This window comes from Paraburkholderia unamae, assembly GCF_003096875.1.
Taxonomy (GTDB): Bacteria; Pseudomonadota; Gammaproteobacteria; order Burkholderiales; family Burkholderiaceae; genus Paraburkholderia; species Paraburkholderia unamae.
Genome location: NZ_QEOB01000002.1, coordinates 447,530 through 461,393 on the forward strand (window position 1 = coordinate 447,530; position 13,864 = coordinate 461,393).

General features: G+C 66.4%; 11 protein-coding genes. 7 read left to right on the top strand and 4 right to left on the bottom strand.

All coding sequences use genetic code 11. The features are described from left to right. The first annotated feature begins 157 nt into the window (after positions 1-157). Complete coding sequence (locus tag C7402_RS05995; RefSeq protein ID WP_112169344.1) at positions 158-376, top strand: hypothetical protein; 219 nt, start codon at positions 158-160, stop codon at positions 374-376. A 31-nt stretch (positions 377-407) separates the two neighbouring features. On the opposite strand, the gene C7402_RS06000 is transcribed toward C7402_RS05995, so the two are convergent. Continuing rightward, on the bottom strand, positions 408-2,540 hold the full coding sequence (locus tag C7402_RS06000) for a tetratricopeptide repeat protein (RefSeq protein WP_244314751.1): 2,133 nt from the start codon (positions 2,538-2,540) through the stop codon (positions 408-410). 301 nt (positions 2,541-2,841) lie between these two features. Here C7402_RS06000 and C7402_RS06005 point away from each other — a divergent pair, with 301 nt between their 5' ends. Together C7402_RS06005 and C7402_RS06010 are read left to right on the top strand one after the other, a co-directional pair. Further along, a complete protein-coding gene (locus C7402_RS06005; RefSeq protein ID WP_116609961.1) occupies positions 2,842-4,218 on the top strand; it encodes an LLM class flavin-dependent oxidoreductase in 1,377 nt (458 codons plus the stop codon). A gap of 161 nt (positions 4,219-4,379) precedes the next feature. Beyond that, complete coding sequence (locus C7402_RS06010; RefSeq protein ID WP_165841792.1) at positions 4,380-6,341, top strand: tetratricopeptide repeat protein; 1,962 nt, start codon at positions 4,380-4,382, stop codon at positions 6,339-6,341. A gap of 101 nt (positions 6,342-6,442) precedes the next feature. On the opposite strand, the gene C7402_RS06015 is transcribed toward C7402_RS06010, so the two are convergent. Beyond that, the gene (locus tag C7402_RS06015; protein WP_116610084.1) at positions 6,443-7,507 is read right to left on the bottom strand and encodes an alcohol dehydrogenase; all 1,065 of its coding nucleotides are present in this window, start codon (positions 7,505-7,507) and stop codon (positions 6,443-6,445) included. A gap of 164 nt (positions 7,508-7,671) precedes the next feature. On the opposite strand from C7402_RS06015, the gene C7402_RS06020 reads away from it, so the two are divergent. Both C7402_RS06020 and C7402_RS46790 read left to right on the top strand, forming a co-directional pair. Beyond that, complete coding sequence (locus tag C7402_RS06020; protein ID WP_116609963.1) at positions 7,672-8,088, top strand: MarR family winged helix-turn-helix transcriptional regulator; 417 nt, start codon at positions 7,672-7,674, stop codon at positions 8,086-8,088. Between the two features lie 65 nt (positions 8,089-8,153). Then, the gene (locus C7402_RS46790) at positions 8,154-8,300 is read left to right on the top strand and encodes a hypothetical protein (protein WP_165841793.1); all 147 of its coding nucleotides are present in this window, start codon (positions 8,154-8,156) and stop codon (positions 8,298-8,300) included. A gap of 98 nt (positions 8,301-8,398) precedes the next feature. Here C7402_RS46790 and zwf read toward each other — a convergent pair whose 3' ends face one another. Continuing rightward, the gene (zwf, locus tag C7402_RS06025; RefSeq protein WP_112169334.1) at positions 8,399-9,874 is read right to left on the bottom strand and encodes a glucose-6-phosphate dehydrogenase; all 1,476 of its coding nucleotides are present in this window, start codon (positions 9,872-9,874) and stop codon (positions 8,399-8,401) included. Between the two features lie 268 nt (positions 9,875-10,142). Continuing rightward, entirely contained in the window at positions 10,143-11,468 is a 1,326-nt protein-coding gene (locus C7402_RS06030) for an Nramp family divalent metal transporter (RefSeq protein WP_116609964.1), read from the bottom strand. A 237-nt stretch (positions 11,469-11,705) separates the two neighbouring features. On the opposite strand from C7402_RS06030, the gene C7402_RS06035 reads away from it, so the two are divergent. Next, entirely contained in the window at positions 11,706-12,692 is a 987-nt protein-coding gene (locus C7402_RS06035; RefSeq protein WP_116609965.1) for a YVTN family beta-propeller repeat protein, read from the top strand. Between the two features lie 13 nt (positions 12,693-12,705). Further along, positions 12,706-13,713: a sterol desaturase family protein gene (locus tag C7402_RS06040; protein WP_116609966.1), complete on the top strand. Its 1,008-nt coding sequence runs from the start codon at positions 12,706-12,708 to the stop codon at positions 13,711-13,713. The last annotated feature ends 151 nt before the right edge of the window (positions 13,714-13,864 follow it).

The following is a 13,864-nucleotide window of genomic DNA, read 5'->3' on the forward strand; positions in this document are numbered from 1 at the left end:
GCGTGCAGCGGTGGTTGATGCTCATGAGAGTAGGCCGTGCCGGGCCGCGAATCGATTACCTCGGAGGTCATGTTGCCGCCGCGCCGGGCGCGAGGCGCGGAGTAAAATACGAAACATCCGAAGTCCGCATCGAGACGTTTTTGCTATCGCCACCACCATGAAACCATCGCCCACGAAGGAACCCGCGCGCAAACAGCCGCCCAAATGGCTGCTGAACACTCTCACGGCGCTCGTGGGCGTGCTCACGCTCGCGCTTGGCGTTGGCTGGGTGATCTACAAAGCGGTCGTCGACCTCGAAGTGCCGTACTTCGCCATTCCGCTCGTAATGTGCGTGCCGGTGATCGTCGCCGTGGCGTTTCGCAACATGTGGGACTGAGGCGCGGCGGCGCGTTGGCACGCGCCCGCCATCACATCCCGAACCACGCCTGGCAGGCCACGCGCGCGCGTTCCACGACCGCCGGCCATGGCTCGTCCATGCGCTGGCGGAACAGGCGCATCGTGCCCGGATACCACGGCGAATCCTCGCGCTCGTGCATCCAGCGCCAGTCCGGGTCGTACTGCGGCAGCAACACCCAGCACGGCTTGCCGAGCGAGGCCGCCAGATGCGCGGTGGACGTGTCCACGCAAATCACCAGATCGAGCTGCGCGACGATGGCCGCCGTATCGACGAAATCGCGCACGTCCGAACCCAGGTGCATCATCGGCAGCCACGCCGGCGCGTTGATCGCCTCGTCTTCGCCCTGACCTTTTTGCAGGCTCACGAACCGCAGCCCCGGCACGTTCCAGAGCGGGGCGAGCGCGGCGAGCGAAGGTAGCGAGCGGTGCGCGTCGTTGGAGTGCTTCGGGTTGCCCTTCCAGACGAGCCCGATGCGCGGGCCCGGCGCGAGCGTGGCGAGGCGCGCGCCCCAGTGCTCGACGAGCGCGGGTTCGGGTTCGATGGCGAGCGGCGCGGGGATCGTGTCGAGCGTCGTGCCGAGGCGATGCGGCACGCTGATGGGGCTCACCCAGCAGTCGAACTCGCCGGAGGCGGCTGCGGCCGCATTGTGGTCGAGCACGGCGTCGACGCCTTCGACGCCGCCAAAGAGCCGATGCAGCGGCGGCTGGCAGGCAAACGCCACGTGCGCCGCGCCCTGCGCCTTGAGCACGCGCGCGTAGCGGCCGAACTGGAGCATGTCGCCGAGGCCGTCTTCCTGCCACAGCAGCAGCGATTTGCCGGCGAGCGGCTCACCCTGCCAGGCGGGGCACTTCAGCAGACGTTGTGAAGCGTTGTGCACGAAGCCCGGCATCGTGTAGCGGCACTCGTAGCGCGCAAAGCCTTCCTCGAAACGCCCCATGCTGATGAGCAGGGTGGCGAGGCGGAATTTCGCGTCGCCGTATTCGGGGTTCGCGGCAAGCGCGCGGCGGTAGCCGGCTTCCGCTTCGTCCAGCCTGCCATATTCCTTGTGGAGGCTCGCGATATTGAAGTGCGCCTCGGCGAAATCGGGCCGCGCGGCCACGGCTTCGTGAAGCACGTCGAGCGCTTCGCCGCGGCGCCCGAGCGCCAGCAGCACGCAAGCGAGGTTGTTGTGCGCTTCGGTGCGGCCCGGCAAGCGGCGCAGCGTCTCGCGGTAGGCGGCTTCCGCTTCGGGCAGCCGCTCGAGCGCGTGGAGCACGACGCCGAGGTTGTACAGCGCCTCGGTGTGGTTCGGCGCGAGCGCGAGCGTCTGGCGGAACGCGGCCTCCGCTTCGGGCAGGCGCTTGAGACCGGTGAGCACGCAACCGAGGTTGTTGAGGGCATCGACGAAATTGGGCCGCATCTCCAGCGCGAGGCGCGCCGCGAGTTCCGCTTCGGCCAGCCGTCCGGCCGACTTGAGCAGCATGGCGAGATTGTTGAGCGCCTCCGGATACTGCGGCTGGATCAGGAGTGCCTGGCGATACGCCTCGGCGGCCTCTTCGGCGCGGCCCTGATCGCGCAGCAGCGTGCCCAGTGCGTTGTACGCGTGGGCGTGGCGCGCGTGCGCGGCGATGGCGGCGCGCAACGCGCTTTCGGCTTCCTCGTGGCGGGCTTGCGTCTGGAGCAGGAGACCGAGGTTGTAGTGGGCATCGGCGTGATCGGGGCGTTGCGCGAGCACGGCGCGAAACGTGGCTTCCGCCTGCGCGTACTGGCCCTGGCGCTGGAGCACGACGCCGAGGTTGCTGCGTGCGTCGATGTCGTCGGGCGTCAGGCTCAGGAGGCGCTCGTAGAGCGCCTGGGCTTTCGTGAGGCTGCCGAGCGTCGCGAGCAGCGCGGCAAAGCCGCTATACGCCGGCGCGAAGTCCGGCTGCGCCGCAAGGCAGCGCTCCCAGAGCGCCTGGGCGCGCGCCGCGTCGCCCGTGCCCATCGCGCCGAGCGCGGCGAGACTGAGCGCCGGGGCGAGCGCCGCGTCGTCGTCGCCCGCGTGCTCGCCGGTCACAGGGGCGAGCAGCGCGAGCGCGTCGGCGAAGCGGTGTGCGTCGCACAGCGCATTGGCTTCGCGCAGGAGGTCGTCGAGGGCGGGCGCGAGGGGCGTCGTAGTGGTCACGGTCAAAGTCGTAGTGGGCGCCGCGCGTGCGTCGCAGGCAGGAACAATGGGGCACGGTGAGCTTACGACAGCTCCCGCTCGGGCAGCGGGCGGAACTGAGCGCATACGTCGCGCTTATTCGACGGATGAAGCGCCTTCACTGAAGCGCCCGGCCGGCCGAGGCTTGCGATTGCCTTGCAGCGAAGCCCGCAAGCCGTTTTGCGCGCGCGGGCATATCGATGTGCCGATTTCTTCGTGGCGGGGTGCAGGCGCACGCACGAGAATGGGGCGATCCTTTCCCTTACGCGCAGCGTTTTTCACCATGAGCCAACCTGCTGGAGCACGGCGCGGTCAACTGCGCCTCGGCGCTTTTCTCTATCCCACCGGCCACCATATCGCCGCATGGCGGCACCCGCATGCGAACGCCAACGCGGGCAGCGATTTCCGTCACTACGCCGAACTGGCGCGCACCGCAGAGGCCGCGAAATTCGATCTGGTTTTTCTCGCGGACGGCTCTGGCACGCGCGGCGACAACGCCGACTTCCTGAGCCGCACCGCGCACAGCTATGTCGCGCAGTTCGAGCCGATCACGCTGCTCTCGGCGCTCGCGGCCGTGACGCAACACATCGGGCTCGTTGGCACGGCGTCCACGACCTTCAACGAGCCGTATCACATCGCGCGCAAGTTCGCTTCGCTCGATCACATCAGCGGCGGGCGCGCGGGCTGGAATCTCGTCACGTCGTCGAACGAGCACGAGGCGCGCAATTTCGGTTTCGACGAGCATCTCGCGCATGCGACGCGCTACGAGCGTGCGGCCGAGTTCGCCGAAGTCGTGGAAGGACTGTGGGATAGCTGGGATGACGACGCTTTCCTGCACGACAAGGCCGCCGGCCGCTTTTTCGATCCGGCGAAGCGTCACGTGCTCGGGCATCGCGGCGAGTTCTTCAAGGTGCGCGGGCCGCTGAATGTGGCGCGCGCGCCGCAGGGGCGGCCCGTGGTCGTGCAGGCGGGCTCGTCCGAGGCGGGCAAGGCGCTCGCCGCGCGCACGGCCGAGGTGATCTTCACGGCGCAGCAGACGCTGGCGGACGCCGTGGCGTTCTACGCCGACGTGAAAGGCCGCATGGCGCAGTACGGGCGCGATCCGGGCGACCTGAAGATCATGCCGGGCGTGATGCCGATCGTTGGGCGCACCGAGGCCGAAGCGCGCGAGAAGTTCGAGGCGTTGCAGGCGTTGATCGATCCGGCGGTGGGGCTCGCGATGGTCTCCGGCTTGACGGGCGGCTTCGATCTTTCCGGCTACCCGCTCGACGGGCCGATTCCCGAACTGCCGGAAACCAATGCGAGCAAGAGCCGCCAGGCGCTCACGCTGACGCTCGCGCGCCGCGAAAACCTCACGATCCGCGAGCTGTTTCTGCGCGTGGCGGGCGCGCGCGGGCACTGGCAACTGGTTGGGACTCCGGAGCAGATTGCCGACGCGCTGGAGGAGCGCTTCGTGAATTACGGCGCGGACGGCTACAACGTCATGCCCGCGCTGCTGCCCGATTCGCTGACCGACTTCGTCGAACTGGTGTTGCCCGAGCTGCGGCGTCGCGGGCTCTTTCGCAGCGAGTACGAGGGGAGCACCCTGCGCGAGCATCTCGGCTTGAAGCGGCCGGAGTCGCGGCACGTGCGCGAGGAAGCGGTCGAGTCGGGCGCGTGACGTTGCACGGGGCGACGTCGAATGCGAATCTCCACGATGTGAAGCTTGATGCAAATCATTGAAGGTGTCGCCAATCCGGCGTGATCCGGCCGGTGCGCCGAAACTCCCGGTTTGGCCGCAGGGGCAGGTATCTTGCCGACTGCGGCGCGAGGAGCGCCACCTTGAATGCATCGACCGAAGACACGACACGATCCGCACACGACCCCGCGCCGGATGCGGCGGACCCCTACGAAGCCGCGTTTGCACTCTTCTCCGGCGGACGCAGCGCGCAGGCACTGGCGCAGCTGGATAGCCTGATCCTCGCGCAGCCGTCCAACGTGCAGGCGTTGAATCTCGCCGCGATTTGTCTCGTCACCCTGAACCGCAAGCCCGAGGCGGCGGCGTATTGGCGGCGAGCGGTCGAAGCGGACCCGCAAGACGCGCAGGCGCACAACAACCTCGGCAACGTGCAGTACGAACTGGGCGACTTGTGCGAGGCGCAAGCCTCGTTCAACCGGGCGATTGCCATCGATCCGCAAAGTGCAGACGGACACCGCAACCTGGGGTGGCTCCTGCACATGCGCGAGCGATATGACGAGGCCGAAGCCTGCTATCGCCGCGCGCTGGCCCTGCGTGACGACGATGCCGTGATCCTCAACGATCTTGCCTGCCTTCTCAACAAGCTCGATCGGCACGCGCAGGCCGAAACGTGCGCCCGGCGGGCCAGCCACATCGATCCCGCGAGCGCCGACATCCAGCACACGCTGGGTTGCGCGCTCTTTGGCCTCGGACGATGGGTCGAGGCGCAAGCCGCCTTCCAGCAGACGCTGGTGTTGCGCCCCGGCGATGCGAACGCGCATCGCGGTCTTGGCGCGGCCTGCTTCGAATCGGGCGATCTGGCGCAATCCGAGGATGCGTACCGGCGCGCCCTGGCGATCCATCCGGACGACGCCGATCTCTGCTCCTCGCTCGGTTTTATCCTCGTCGAAACCGGACGGCATGAAGAGGCCGAGGCGTTCTACCGGCGCGCGGTCGTGCTTCACGAGAATCACGCGACGCTCAATGATCTTGGCTTCGTGCTCTATGAACTCAGGCGCATGCATGAGGCGCAATCGTGCTATCGCCGCGCGCTGGAGTGGGCGCCCGGATCGGCGCAGATCAGCATGAATCTCGCGCTCTGCCTGCTGGCCATGGGCCGCTTTGAGGAGGGCTGGCCGCTGTGGGAGGCGCGCTATGACCCGGGCCTCAAAAGCCGCAATACCGTCGTGCCGGATCTGCCATTTCCGCAATGGCAGGGCGAGCCGCTCGACGGCAAGTCGCTCCTCGTCCTGCATGAGCAAGGGCACGGCGACAGCCTCCAGTTTGCGCGTTACCTGCCCATGCTCAGGGAGCGCGGCGTGGCTCACCTGAGCGTGGCGTGCCCGCCCGCGCTGAAGCGGCTGCTGGAAACGGTGGAGGGTGTGGACGCCTGCGTTCCCCTCGCCGGGGACCACGCGATGCGCAAGCACGATTACTGGTGCTTCATGATGAGCCTGCCTGGGCGCTTCGGCACGACATTGCGCACCATTCCCGCAGCGGTGCCGTATGTGCGGGTGCCCGCGCCGTGCGCCGATGCCTGGCATGCGCGTGTGCCCGCGGGCGCGTTCAAGGTTGGCCTCGTGTGGGCCGGGGATCCGCGGCTCTGGCAAACCGGCACGCGCGCGACCACCGTGGATCGGCGCCGCTCGCTCGATGCGACGGCCTTGCTGCCCTTGCTCCAGACCGAAGGCGTCACGTTCGTGAGCCTGCAAAAAGGCGAAACGACACGCGGCCAGATCGAGAAGCTCGCGCCGCAGTGGCGGCCGCACGATGTGATGGACGACGTCCAGGACTTTGCGGATACGGCCGCTATCGTCGATCGTCTCGACCTCGTTATTACGGTCGATACGTCGGTTGCGCATCTGGCGGGCGCGCTCGGCAAGCCGGTCTGGATTCTGTCGCGCTTCGACGGTTGCTGGCGTTGGCTGGACGACCGGGACGATACGCCCTGGTATCCGGACGCGCGCCTGTTTCGGCAAGTCCGTCCCGGCGACTGGAATGAGGTGATCGCGCGCGTGACGCGCGCATTGCAGGCGTGCGTGGCGGGGAAGGGCGATAAGGCGTGAGGCCCGAGCAGGGTGCGCAAGCTCAGGCAATAAAACAGTTCGTGTTCCTGATCAAGTTCGCGCGTGCGGCCCGAACCGCACGCAACGTAGCCCGACCGCTCTCAGGGCACGAGCACCTGGCGTCCGACCACCTTGCCCTGCACGAGCGCTTCGAACGCCTCGTTGATTTCCGTGAGCGGCCGCGTCGAGACGGGCGAGGGCTGCATCCTGCCTTCGCGCATCAAGGTCACGAGCTCGCGCAACTCGGGCAGCGTGCCCACGTAGCTCCCCTCGATCTTGAGGGGACGCATGGGGATGATCGGCAGCGAGACCGTGAGGTCGCCGCCCATCAGGCCGACGATCACCACATGGCCGCCGCGCGCGCACGAGTCGAGTGCTAGCTTGACGGTGGGCGTCGCGCCCACGAGGTCGAGCACGGCGCGCGCGCCGCCGCCCGTTGCCGCGATGATCTGCTGGACGGCGTCGTCCGCGCGCGCGTCGATGGCCGCGAGCGCGCCGGCCGCGAGCGCCGCTGCGCGCTTGGCGGGGTCCACGTCCACCACGATCGCGCCTTGCGCGCCGTGCGCCTTGAGCACTTCGAGCGCCATCATGCCAAGGCCGCCCGCGCCGATCACGACCACCGGACCTTCGTGAATGCGCTCGCCGAACTTCTTGACCGCCGAATACGTCGTCACGCCCGCGCACGCGAGCGGCGCGGCCTTCACGGGGTCGAGGCCCGCGAGATCCACGAGATAGCGCGGGTGCGGCACGATCACGTAGTCGGCGAAGCCGCCGTCGCGCAGCACGCCGAGCGACTGCGGCTTCGCGCAGATGTTTTCCTCGCCGCGCTTGCAGGCCGCGCATTCGCCGCAACCAATCCACGGATGCACGACCGCTGACGTGCCGGCCGCGAGCGCTTCGGCGGCGGTCTGCGCGTCGGGCCCCAGTGCCACGACTTCGCCGCAGATTTCATGGCTCGGCGTGAGCGGCAACTTGATGCCGCGGTCGGAGAGCGAGAGCTTCTTGCCGCCGCCCAGATCGTAATAGCCCTCCCAGATGTGCAGGTCGGAGTGGCACAGGCCCGCGGCTTTCACGCGTAGCAGCACTTCCGTTCCCTTGGGCTCGGGCACGTCGCGCTCGACGAGTTCGAGCGGTTTGCCGTGATGGATAACGCAGTAACAGCGCATTTGCATCGATGTCTCCGTGAATGTGATGGACGACGGCCAGGCGATGACGATCCTTTCGCATCATAACGGATGCGACCTAAATTCGGCCGATCGTTCGATTTTTGCCCCGCGTGCCGGTTGTGGAGATCGGTGCATAGCTAACGATATCCGTATATGCTTCAGGCATGTTCGACCATTGCCTTTACTTCAACACCACGGCGCTCGCGCGGCGCCTGGAGCGTGAATGGACCGAAGCGTTCGAGGGCTTCGAGCTCACGCCGCCACAGGGTTTCATGCTGCGCGCCGTGCTGGAGCGGCCCGGTTCGTTGCAACGCGAGCTGGCGGAGCTGCTCGCCATCGCACGGCCCACGGCTACGCGCGTGCTCGACGGTCTGGAGGCGCGCGGCTATGTCGAGCGCCGCCGCACCGAAGACGACGGGCGCGAGGTGGCGATCGTGCCCACGGCGCGGGCTGTTGCCATTCGCATGGCGCTCGACGCCGCGAGTGCGACCGTGACGAGCCGCATCAAGCGCACGCTGGGCGGCGAGGCATTCGTCGATACCGTCTCGCGGCTGCGCACCGCGCGCGCGACGTTGGGCTGAAAGGTGCGGCACGCGGTATGCGCGGCAACGCATCAGAAGGGCATTAAAGAGTAGGGAGTTTCATCATGCGGCGCATCGGCGCTTTTTGTATTTCGACGTGGCTTGCGGCCGCTGTTCTGGTTCTCGGGCGCCATTCGGTGCCGTTGATGGCGCTAAGCGGTGTGATCGTATTCGCCGGTTTCGATCTCTTTCGTCCCGGTTCGGGCGATTAGCTACGCTGCGCCTGGCATAGTTCTGCGAGCGCCACGCACGATGCGCGGCGCTCGCGGTCATTCACCGGGTTCTCACCGGCTCTCACCGGTTTTTCACGTCACATCTCCTCGGCCCACGACATGTTTTCGCGCGCGAGCAGCGCCGAAGACGCCGCCGGCCCGAACGTGCCCGCCGTGTAATTGCGCGGGCGGTCGTTCAGCTCCTTCCAGCCGTTCAGGATCGGTTCGACCCACGTCCATGCGGCTTCCAGTTCGTCGCGGCGCATGAAGTGCGTGAGGCGGCCGCGAATCACGTCGATCAGCAAGCGCTCGTAGGCTTCCGCGCGGCGCTCGGGAATGGCCTGCTGCAAGTCGAGGTTCAGGCTCACGGGCAGCATGTTCATGCCGCTGCCCGGTTCCTTCGCGAGCATCTGCAACTGGATCGACTCTTCCGGCTGAAGCTGGATCACGAGACGGTTGCCGTAATGGCGCGGCCCGCTCGGGAAGATCGAGAACGGCAGGTCCGCGAATTCGATCACGATTTCCGACTGGCGCTTTTGCAGGCGCTTGCCCGTGCGCAGGAAGAACGGCACATTGGCCCAGCGCCAGTTGTTGATGTGCGCGCGCAGCGCCACGAACGTTTCCGCCTTGCTGTCGGGCGGTACGTTGTCTTCTTCCAGATAGCCCTTCACCGGCTGGCCGTCCACCGCGCCCGCCGCATACTGGCCGCGCACGGTGTCGCGTGCGATGTCGGCGAGCGACATGGGGCGCAGCGAGCGCAGGACCTTGAGCTTTTCGTCGCGCACGGCGTCGGGGTCGAGCGAGACGGGCGGCTCCATCGCCACGATGCACAGCAGTTGCAGCAGGTGGTTCTGCACCATGTCGCGCAGCGCGCCCGTGTGGTCGTAGAAGCCCGCGCGGCTGCCCACGCCCACCGTTTCCGCGACCGTGATCTGCACGCTGCGGATGTACGGCGCCTGCCACAGCGGCCCGAAGATCGGGTTGCCGAAGCGCAGCACCATCAGGTTCTGCACCGTTTCCTTGCCCAGATAGTGGTCGATGCGGTAGATCTGCGATTCCGCGAAATGGCGGCCCACCGACTCGTTGATCTCCTGCGCCGAGGCGAGATCGTGGCCGAGCGGCTTTTCGAGCACCACGCGCGAGCTGCTGTCGATCAGGCCGCCTGCCGTGAGGTTGTCGCAAATCGTCGTGAACAGTTCCGGCGACGTGGAGAGATAGAACACGCGCAGCGCATGCTCGCGCGACGCCGCCTTCAGATTCGCGTAACTGGCGGAATCGTTGACGTCGATGATCACGTACTGGAACAGGTTCAGATAGCGGTCCCAGGCTTGCGCGTCGAAAGCTTTCGCGTCGATGAACGGACGCGACTGCTCCTCCATGAACTTGCGATAGTCGTCGATCGTCCAGTTCTTGCGGCCCACGGCGATGATGCGCGTTTCGGGCGGCAGGTTGCCGTGCAGGTGCGCCATGTAGAGCGCGGGCAGCAGTTTGCGCGCGGCCAGGTCGCCTCCGCCGCCGAAAATGATCATGTCGACGGGCTGTTCGGGCAAGGCTTGGGCAGGCTGATTCGTCATGGCAGGTCGGAGATGGCGCGCGCTCGGGTCACACTCGGTCAGCTTTGGGGCAGGACCTCGCGTGCTCTCGCGCGCGGTTGCAAAACCCGCGCCCCAGGCGTTGAACGGGGCGCGGCGAAAACGCTAATGGTGCATGGTTTCGCGCGAGTTTGCACGCGTGGCGAGAAGGGGGCGTCGCGCGAGACTCACGCCGCGATAAACCGACCGGCCGTTCATGCAGACTTTGTCCTTTATTCGCCTGCCACATTCGCCTGACGTTTAATCGGCTTCAAGCGAGCCCCGGCACCGCCACGCCGAAGGTCTCCAGCAGCAGCACGACATTGAGCGCGAGCACCGCGGCCGCGCCCGCCACGGCGCCGATCGCCGTGATCGCGCGGTTGCGATGTTGCCCCATCACGTCGGCGCGGCAGGTGAACCAGACGAGCGCCGCCATCGGGAACGGCAGCGCCAGGCTCAACACGACCTGGCTCATGACGAGCGCCTCGGTGGCGTTCACGCCCAGCGCCACCACGACGAAGCTCGGCACCATTGTGATGGCGCGGCGCAGCCACAACGGCACGCGAAAATTCACGAAGCCCTGCATGATCATCTGACCCGCGAGCGTGCCGACCACCGAGCTCGAAATGCCCGACGCGATCAGCGACACGAGAAAGATGCTGGCCGCCGCCGCGCCCAGCAGCGGCGCGAGCGTGCGATAGGCGGTCTCGATCTCGGCCACGTCGGCATAGCCCTGGTGGAACGCGCCCGAGGCCGTGATCACCATCGCCATGTTGATGAGCCCGGCAAGGGAGAGCGCAACCACGACTTCGATGTTTGAAAACCTGACGAGACGCGCGCGTTCGGTGGCGTTGCGCGCGAGCACGCGCGCCTGGGTGAGCCCCGAGTGCAGGAAGAGCGCATGCGGCATGACGGTTGCGCCGATGATGCCCACCGCGATCGTCACGGCCTGCGCATCGGGCAGGCGCGGCGTGGCGAGATGGCGCAAGAGGTTCGGCCACTCGACGGGCGCGATGAAAAGCTCCAGCACGTAGCAGATGCCGATCACGCCCACGAGCGCGCCGATCACGAGTTCGAGCGGACGAAAGCCCGCGCGCTCCAGAAATAGCAGCGCATACGTCACGACGGCCGTGACGGCCATGCCCGCGAGCAGCGGCAAATGAAAGAGCAGCGCGAGGCCGATGGCGCCGCCGAGGAACTCGGCGAGATCGGTGGCCATCGCCGCGATCTCGCTTACGATCCACATGAGCCACACGAGCGGCGCGGGCAGGTTGTCGCGGCACAGCTCCGCGAGATTGCGGCCCGTGGCGATGCCGAGCTTCGCGGAAAGCCCCTGAAACAGCATGGCGATCACGTTGGCGAGCAGCACGACCCACAGGAGCGCATAGCCGTAACGCGCGCCGGCCTGAATGTTGGTCGCGAAGTTGCCGGGATCGATATAGGCGACGGAGACGACCACCGCCGGACCGGCGAGCGGCAGCAGAAGGGCGATGCCGCGGCGGCGTCCTTCGAGCGCTTCGCGCACTGCGGCGGCCGTACTGCGCGTGAGGCCGTCGTGCGCGCGATCGGCGCGGTCATCGCGGGCGCGACGATCCATGCAACTTCTCTCGCGACTCAGGGTCTGTACGCGCAGCCCGCAGCGATGATGCGCGCATCGAGCCTTCGCAAATACGGTGGATAGGCGTCATCGAAATCGGGCCCTCATGCGTTAAGCAGGCAATCCGCGCGCCTGCCTTGGCGCTATCTCAGCACAAACCGGCGCGGCGCGCCTTCGCTGCTCTCATTCCCTTACGAAATGCCTGAATTTCCGATCTTTTCGTTTACACCGGTTCACATGAAAAAACCGCTCGCAGCCGCGCTGCTGATGGGCGGCCTCGCATGGGGCGCGCTCGCCCACGCCGACGACAAGGTCATCGTGCTCGACTCGGGCGAGGCGAAGCTCTCGCTCATCGACGAAGCGAGCCGCACCGTGGTCGGCACCGAGCCCACCGGCAAGGAACCGCACCATCTGATGATCACGCCCGACGGCAAGTCGCTCATCGTCGCCGATTCGGTGTCGAACGACCTGCTGTTCCTCGATCCGCATACGGGACAGATCCAGCGCCGCCTGGAAGGCATCGAAGACCCGTATCAGCTCGGCTTCTCGCCCGACCATAAATGGTTCGTGACGGCGGGCCTGCGGCTCGACCGCGTGGACATCTATCGCTACGACGGCCAGAACCTCACGATCGCCAAGCGTATTCCGCTGGCAAAAACGCCGAGCCACATCACGTTCGCCTCGGACAACAAGACCGCGTTCGTGACACTCCAGGACACGGGCGAAGTGGCCGCGATCGATCTACCCACGCAAACAGTGCTCTGGAAGCTCCACGTGGGCAGCACGCCCGCGGGCCTGTGGATGACGCCCGGCGACAAATACCTGCTGATCGGCATGACGGGCGAGGACAATGTGGCTGTGGTGGACTGGCACAACCGCACGCTCGTGAAAAAGATCCAGACCGGCCGCGGCGCGCATAACTTCCGCAATCTGGACGATGGCAAACATGTGGTCGTCTCGAACCGCGTGGAGAGCACGATCAGCATCATCGATTACACGACGCTTACCAAGGTCGGCGACATCACGGGCCTGCGTCCGGGCCCCGACGACATGGAGCTTTCCGCCGACAAGCGCTACCTGTGGGTCACGTTCCGCTTCGCGAAGCACGTGGGCATCATCGACCTGAACACGCGTCAGTTGATCGACACCATCGCGGTGGGCCGCTCGCCGCACGGCATCTACTTCGCGAATCGCGCGCCCGTGTACGCGCCGAACCCGGATTGATCCAGGAGTCCCGATGATCGATACGTTGATTTCGCAGGCCGACAACCTCGTTTCGTGGCTCCAGACACTGGTCTACGTGGACGTGGTGCAGCCGATCTTCTACAAGGTCGGCCTGATGGGCTACGACGAAGACACCTACGACGCGCTCTACTGGGTGATCGTGGGCGTGCTGGAGATCGTCGCGATGTATGTGATCCTGCGTCCGCTCGAAGCGCTGCGCCCCGCTGAGCAATGGGGCGATCGCAAGGCGCTGCGCGCCGACATCTGGTACACGTGGATCGCGAAGCTCGGCATCATCAACATCGCGTTCTTCTTCCTGCTCACGCCATTGTTCAATCACTGGCAGAGCCTGATGGCGATCCACAACATCCCGAACCTCGAGGTCGACAGCCTCTGGCCCGGCGTGACCGACAGGCCGCTCGTGTCGTTCCTGATCTATCTGATCGCGCTCGACTTCGCGGGCTACTGGTATCACCGCTGGCAGCATCGCTTCGGCGTGTGGTGGGAATTGCACGCCGTGCATCACAGCCAGCAGCAGATGTCGCTGTGGTGCGACGATCGCAATCATTTTCTCGACGACATCTTGCAGGCCGCGTTTTTCGCCGCCATTTCGCTTTTCATCGGCGTGCAGCCCGCGCAGTTCGTCGTGCTCGTGGCCGTGAGCAACTTCATGCAGAGCGTGCAGCACGTGAACGCGCGGCTGGAGTTCGGCTGGCTGCTCGAACGCATTGCGGTGAGCCCGGCGTTTCATCGCCGCCATCATGCGATCGGTTATGGCCACGAAGGCACGCGCTACGGCTGCAACTTCGGCGTGCTGTTCCCGTGGTGGGACATGATGTTCCGCACGGCTTCGTGGAACAAGGAACACGAGCCCACCGGCATTCGCGACCAGTTGCCCGCGCCGCACGGCCGGGGCGTGAACTACGGCGAAGGCCTGCTCGCGCAACAGTGGCTCGCGCTCGTGCGCATTGCGCGACGGCTGGCGGGCAAGGGCTATCCGATGGGGGGCGCTGCGCGCTGATCTTCACGGCGCCGATCTTCACGGCGCACGTGGCAGGCCCTTGAGCGAGGCGGTCTTCGGGCCGCCTCGTTTTGTTTGGCGCGCCGCCGCCGGATGCGATAATCGCGCATTCATCCCCCACACATGCATGGTGCGCGTGTCAAATGCGCAG

Coding starts and splice junctions, on each gene's coding strand:
- C7402_RS05995 (WP_112169344.1), top strand. CDS start 158: ATGAAACCATCGCCCACGAAGGAACCCGCGCGCAAACAGCCGCCCAAA.
- C7402_RS06005 (WP_116609961.1), top strand. CDS start 2,842: ATGAGCCAACCTGCTGGAGCACGGCGCGGTCAACTGCGCCTCGGCGCT.
- C7402_RS06015 (WP_116610084.1), bottom strand. CDS start 7,507: ATGCGCTGTTACTGCGTTATCCATCACGGCAAACCGCTCGAACTCGTC.
- C7402_RS06020 (WP_116609963.1), top strand. CDS start 7,672: ATGTTCGACCATTGCCTTTACTTCAACACCACGGCGCTCGCGCGGCGC.
- C7402_RS46790 (WP_165841793.1), top strand. CDS start 8,154: ATGCGGCGCATCGGCGCTTTTTGTATTTCGACGTGGCTTGCGGCCGCT.
- zwf (WP_112169334.1), bottom strand. CDS start 9,874: ATGACGAATCAGCCTGCCCAAGCCTTGCCCGAACAGCCCGTCGACATG.
- C7402_RS06030 (WP_116609964.1), bottom strand. CDS start 11,468: ATGGATCGTCGCGCCCGCGATGACCGCGCCGATCGCGCGCACGACGGC.
- C7402_RS06035 (WP_116609965.1), top strand. CDS start 11,706: ATGAAAAAACCGCTCGCAGCCGCGCTGCTGATGGGCGGCCTCGCATGG.
- C7402_RS06040 (WP_116609966.1), top strand. CDS start 12,706: ATGATCGATACGTTGATTTCGCAGGCCGACAACCTCGTTTCGTGGCTC.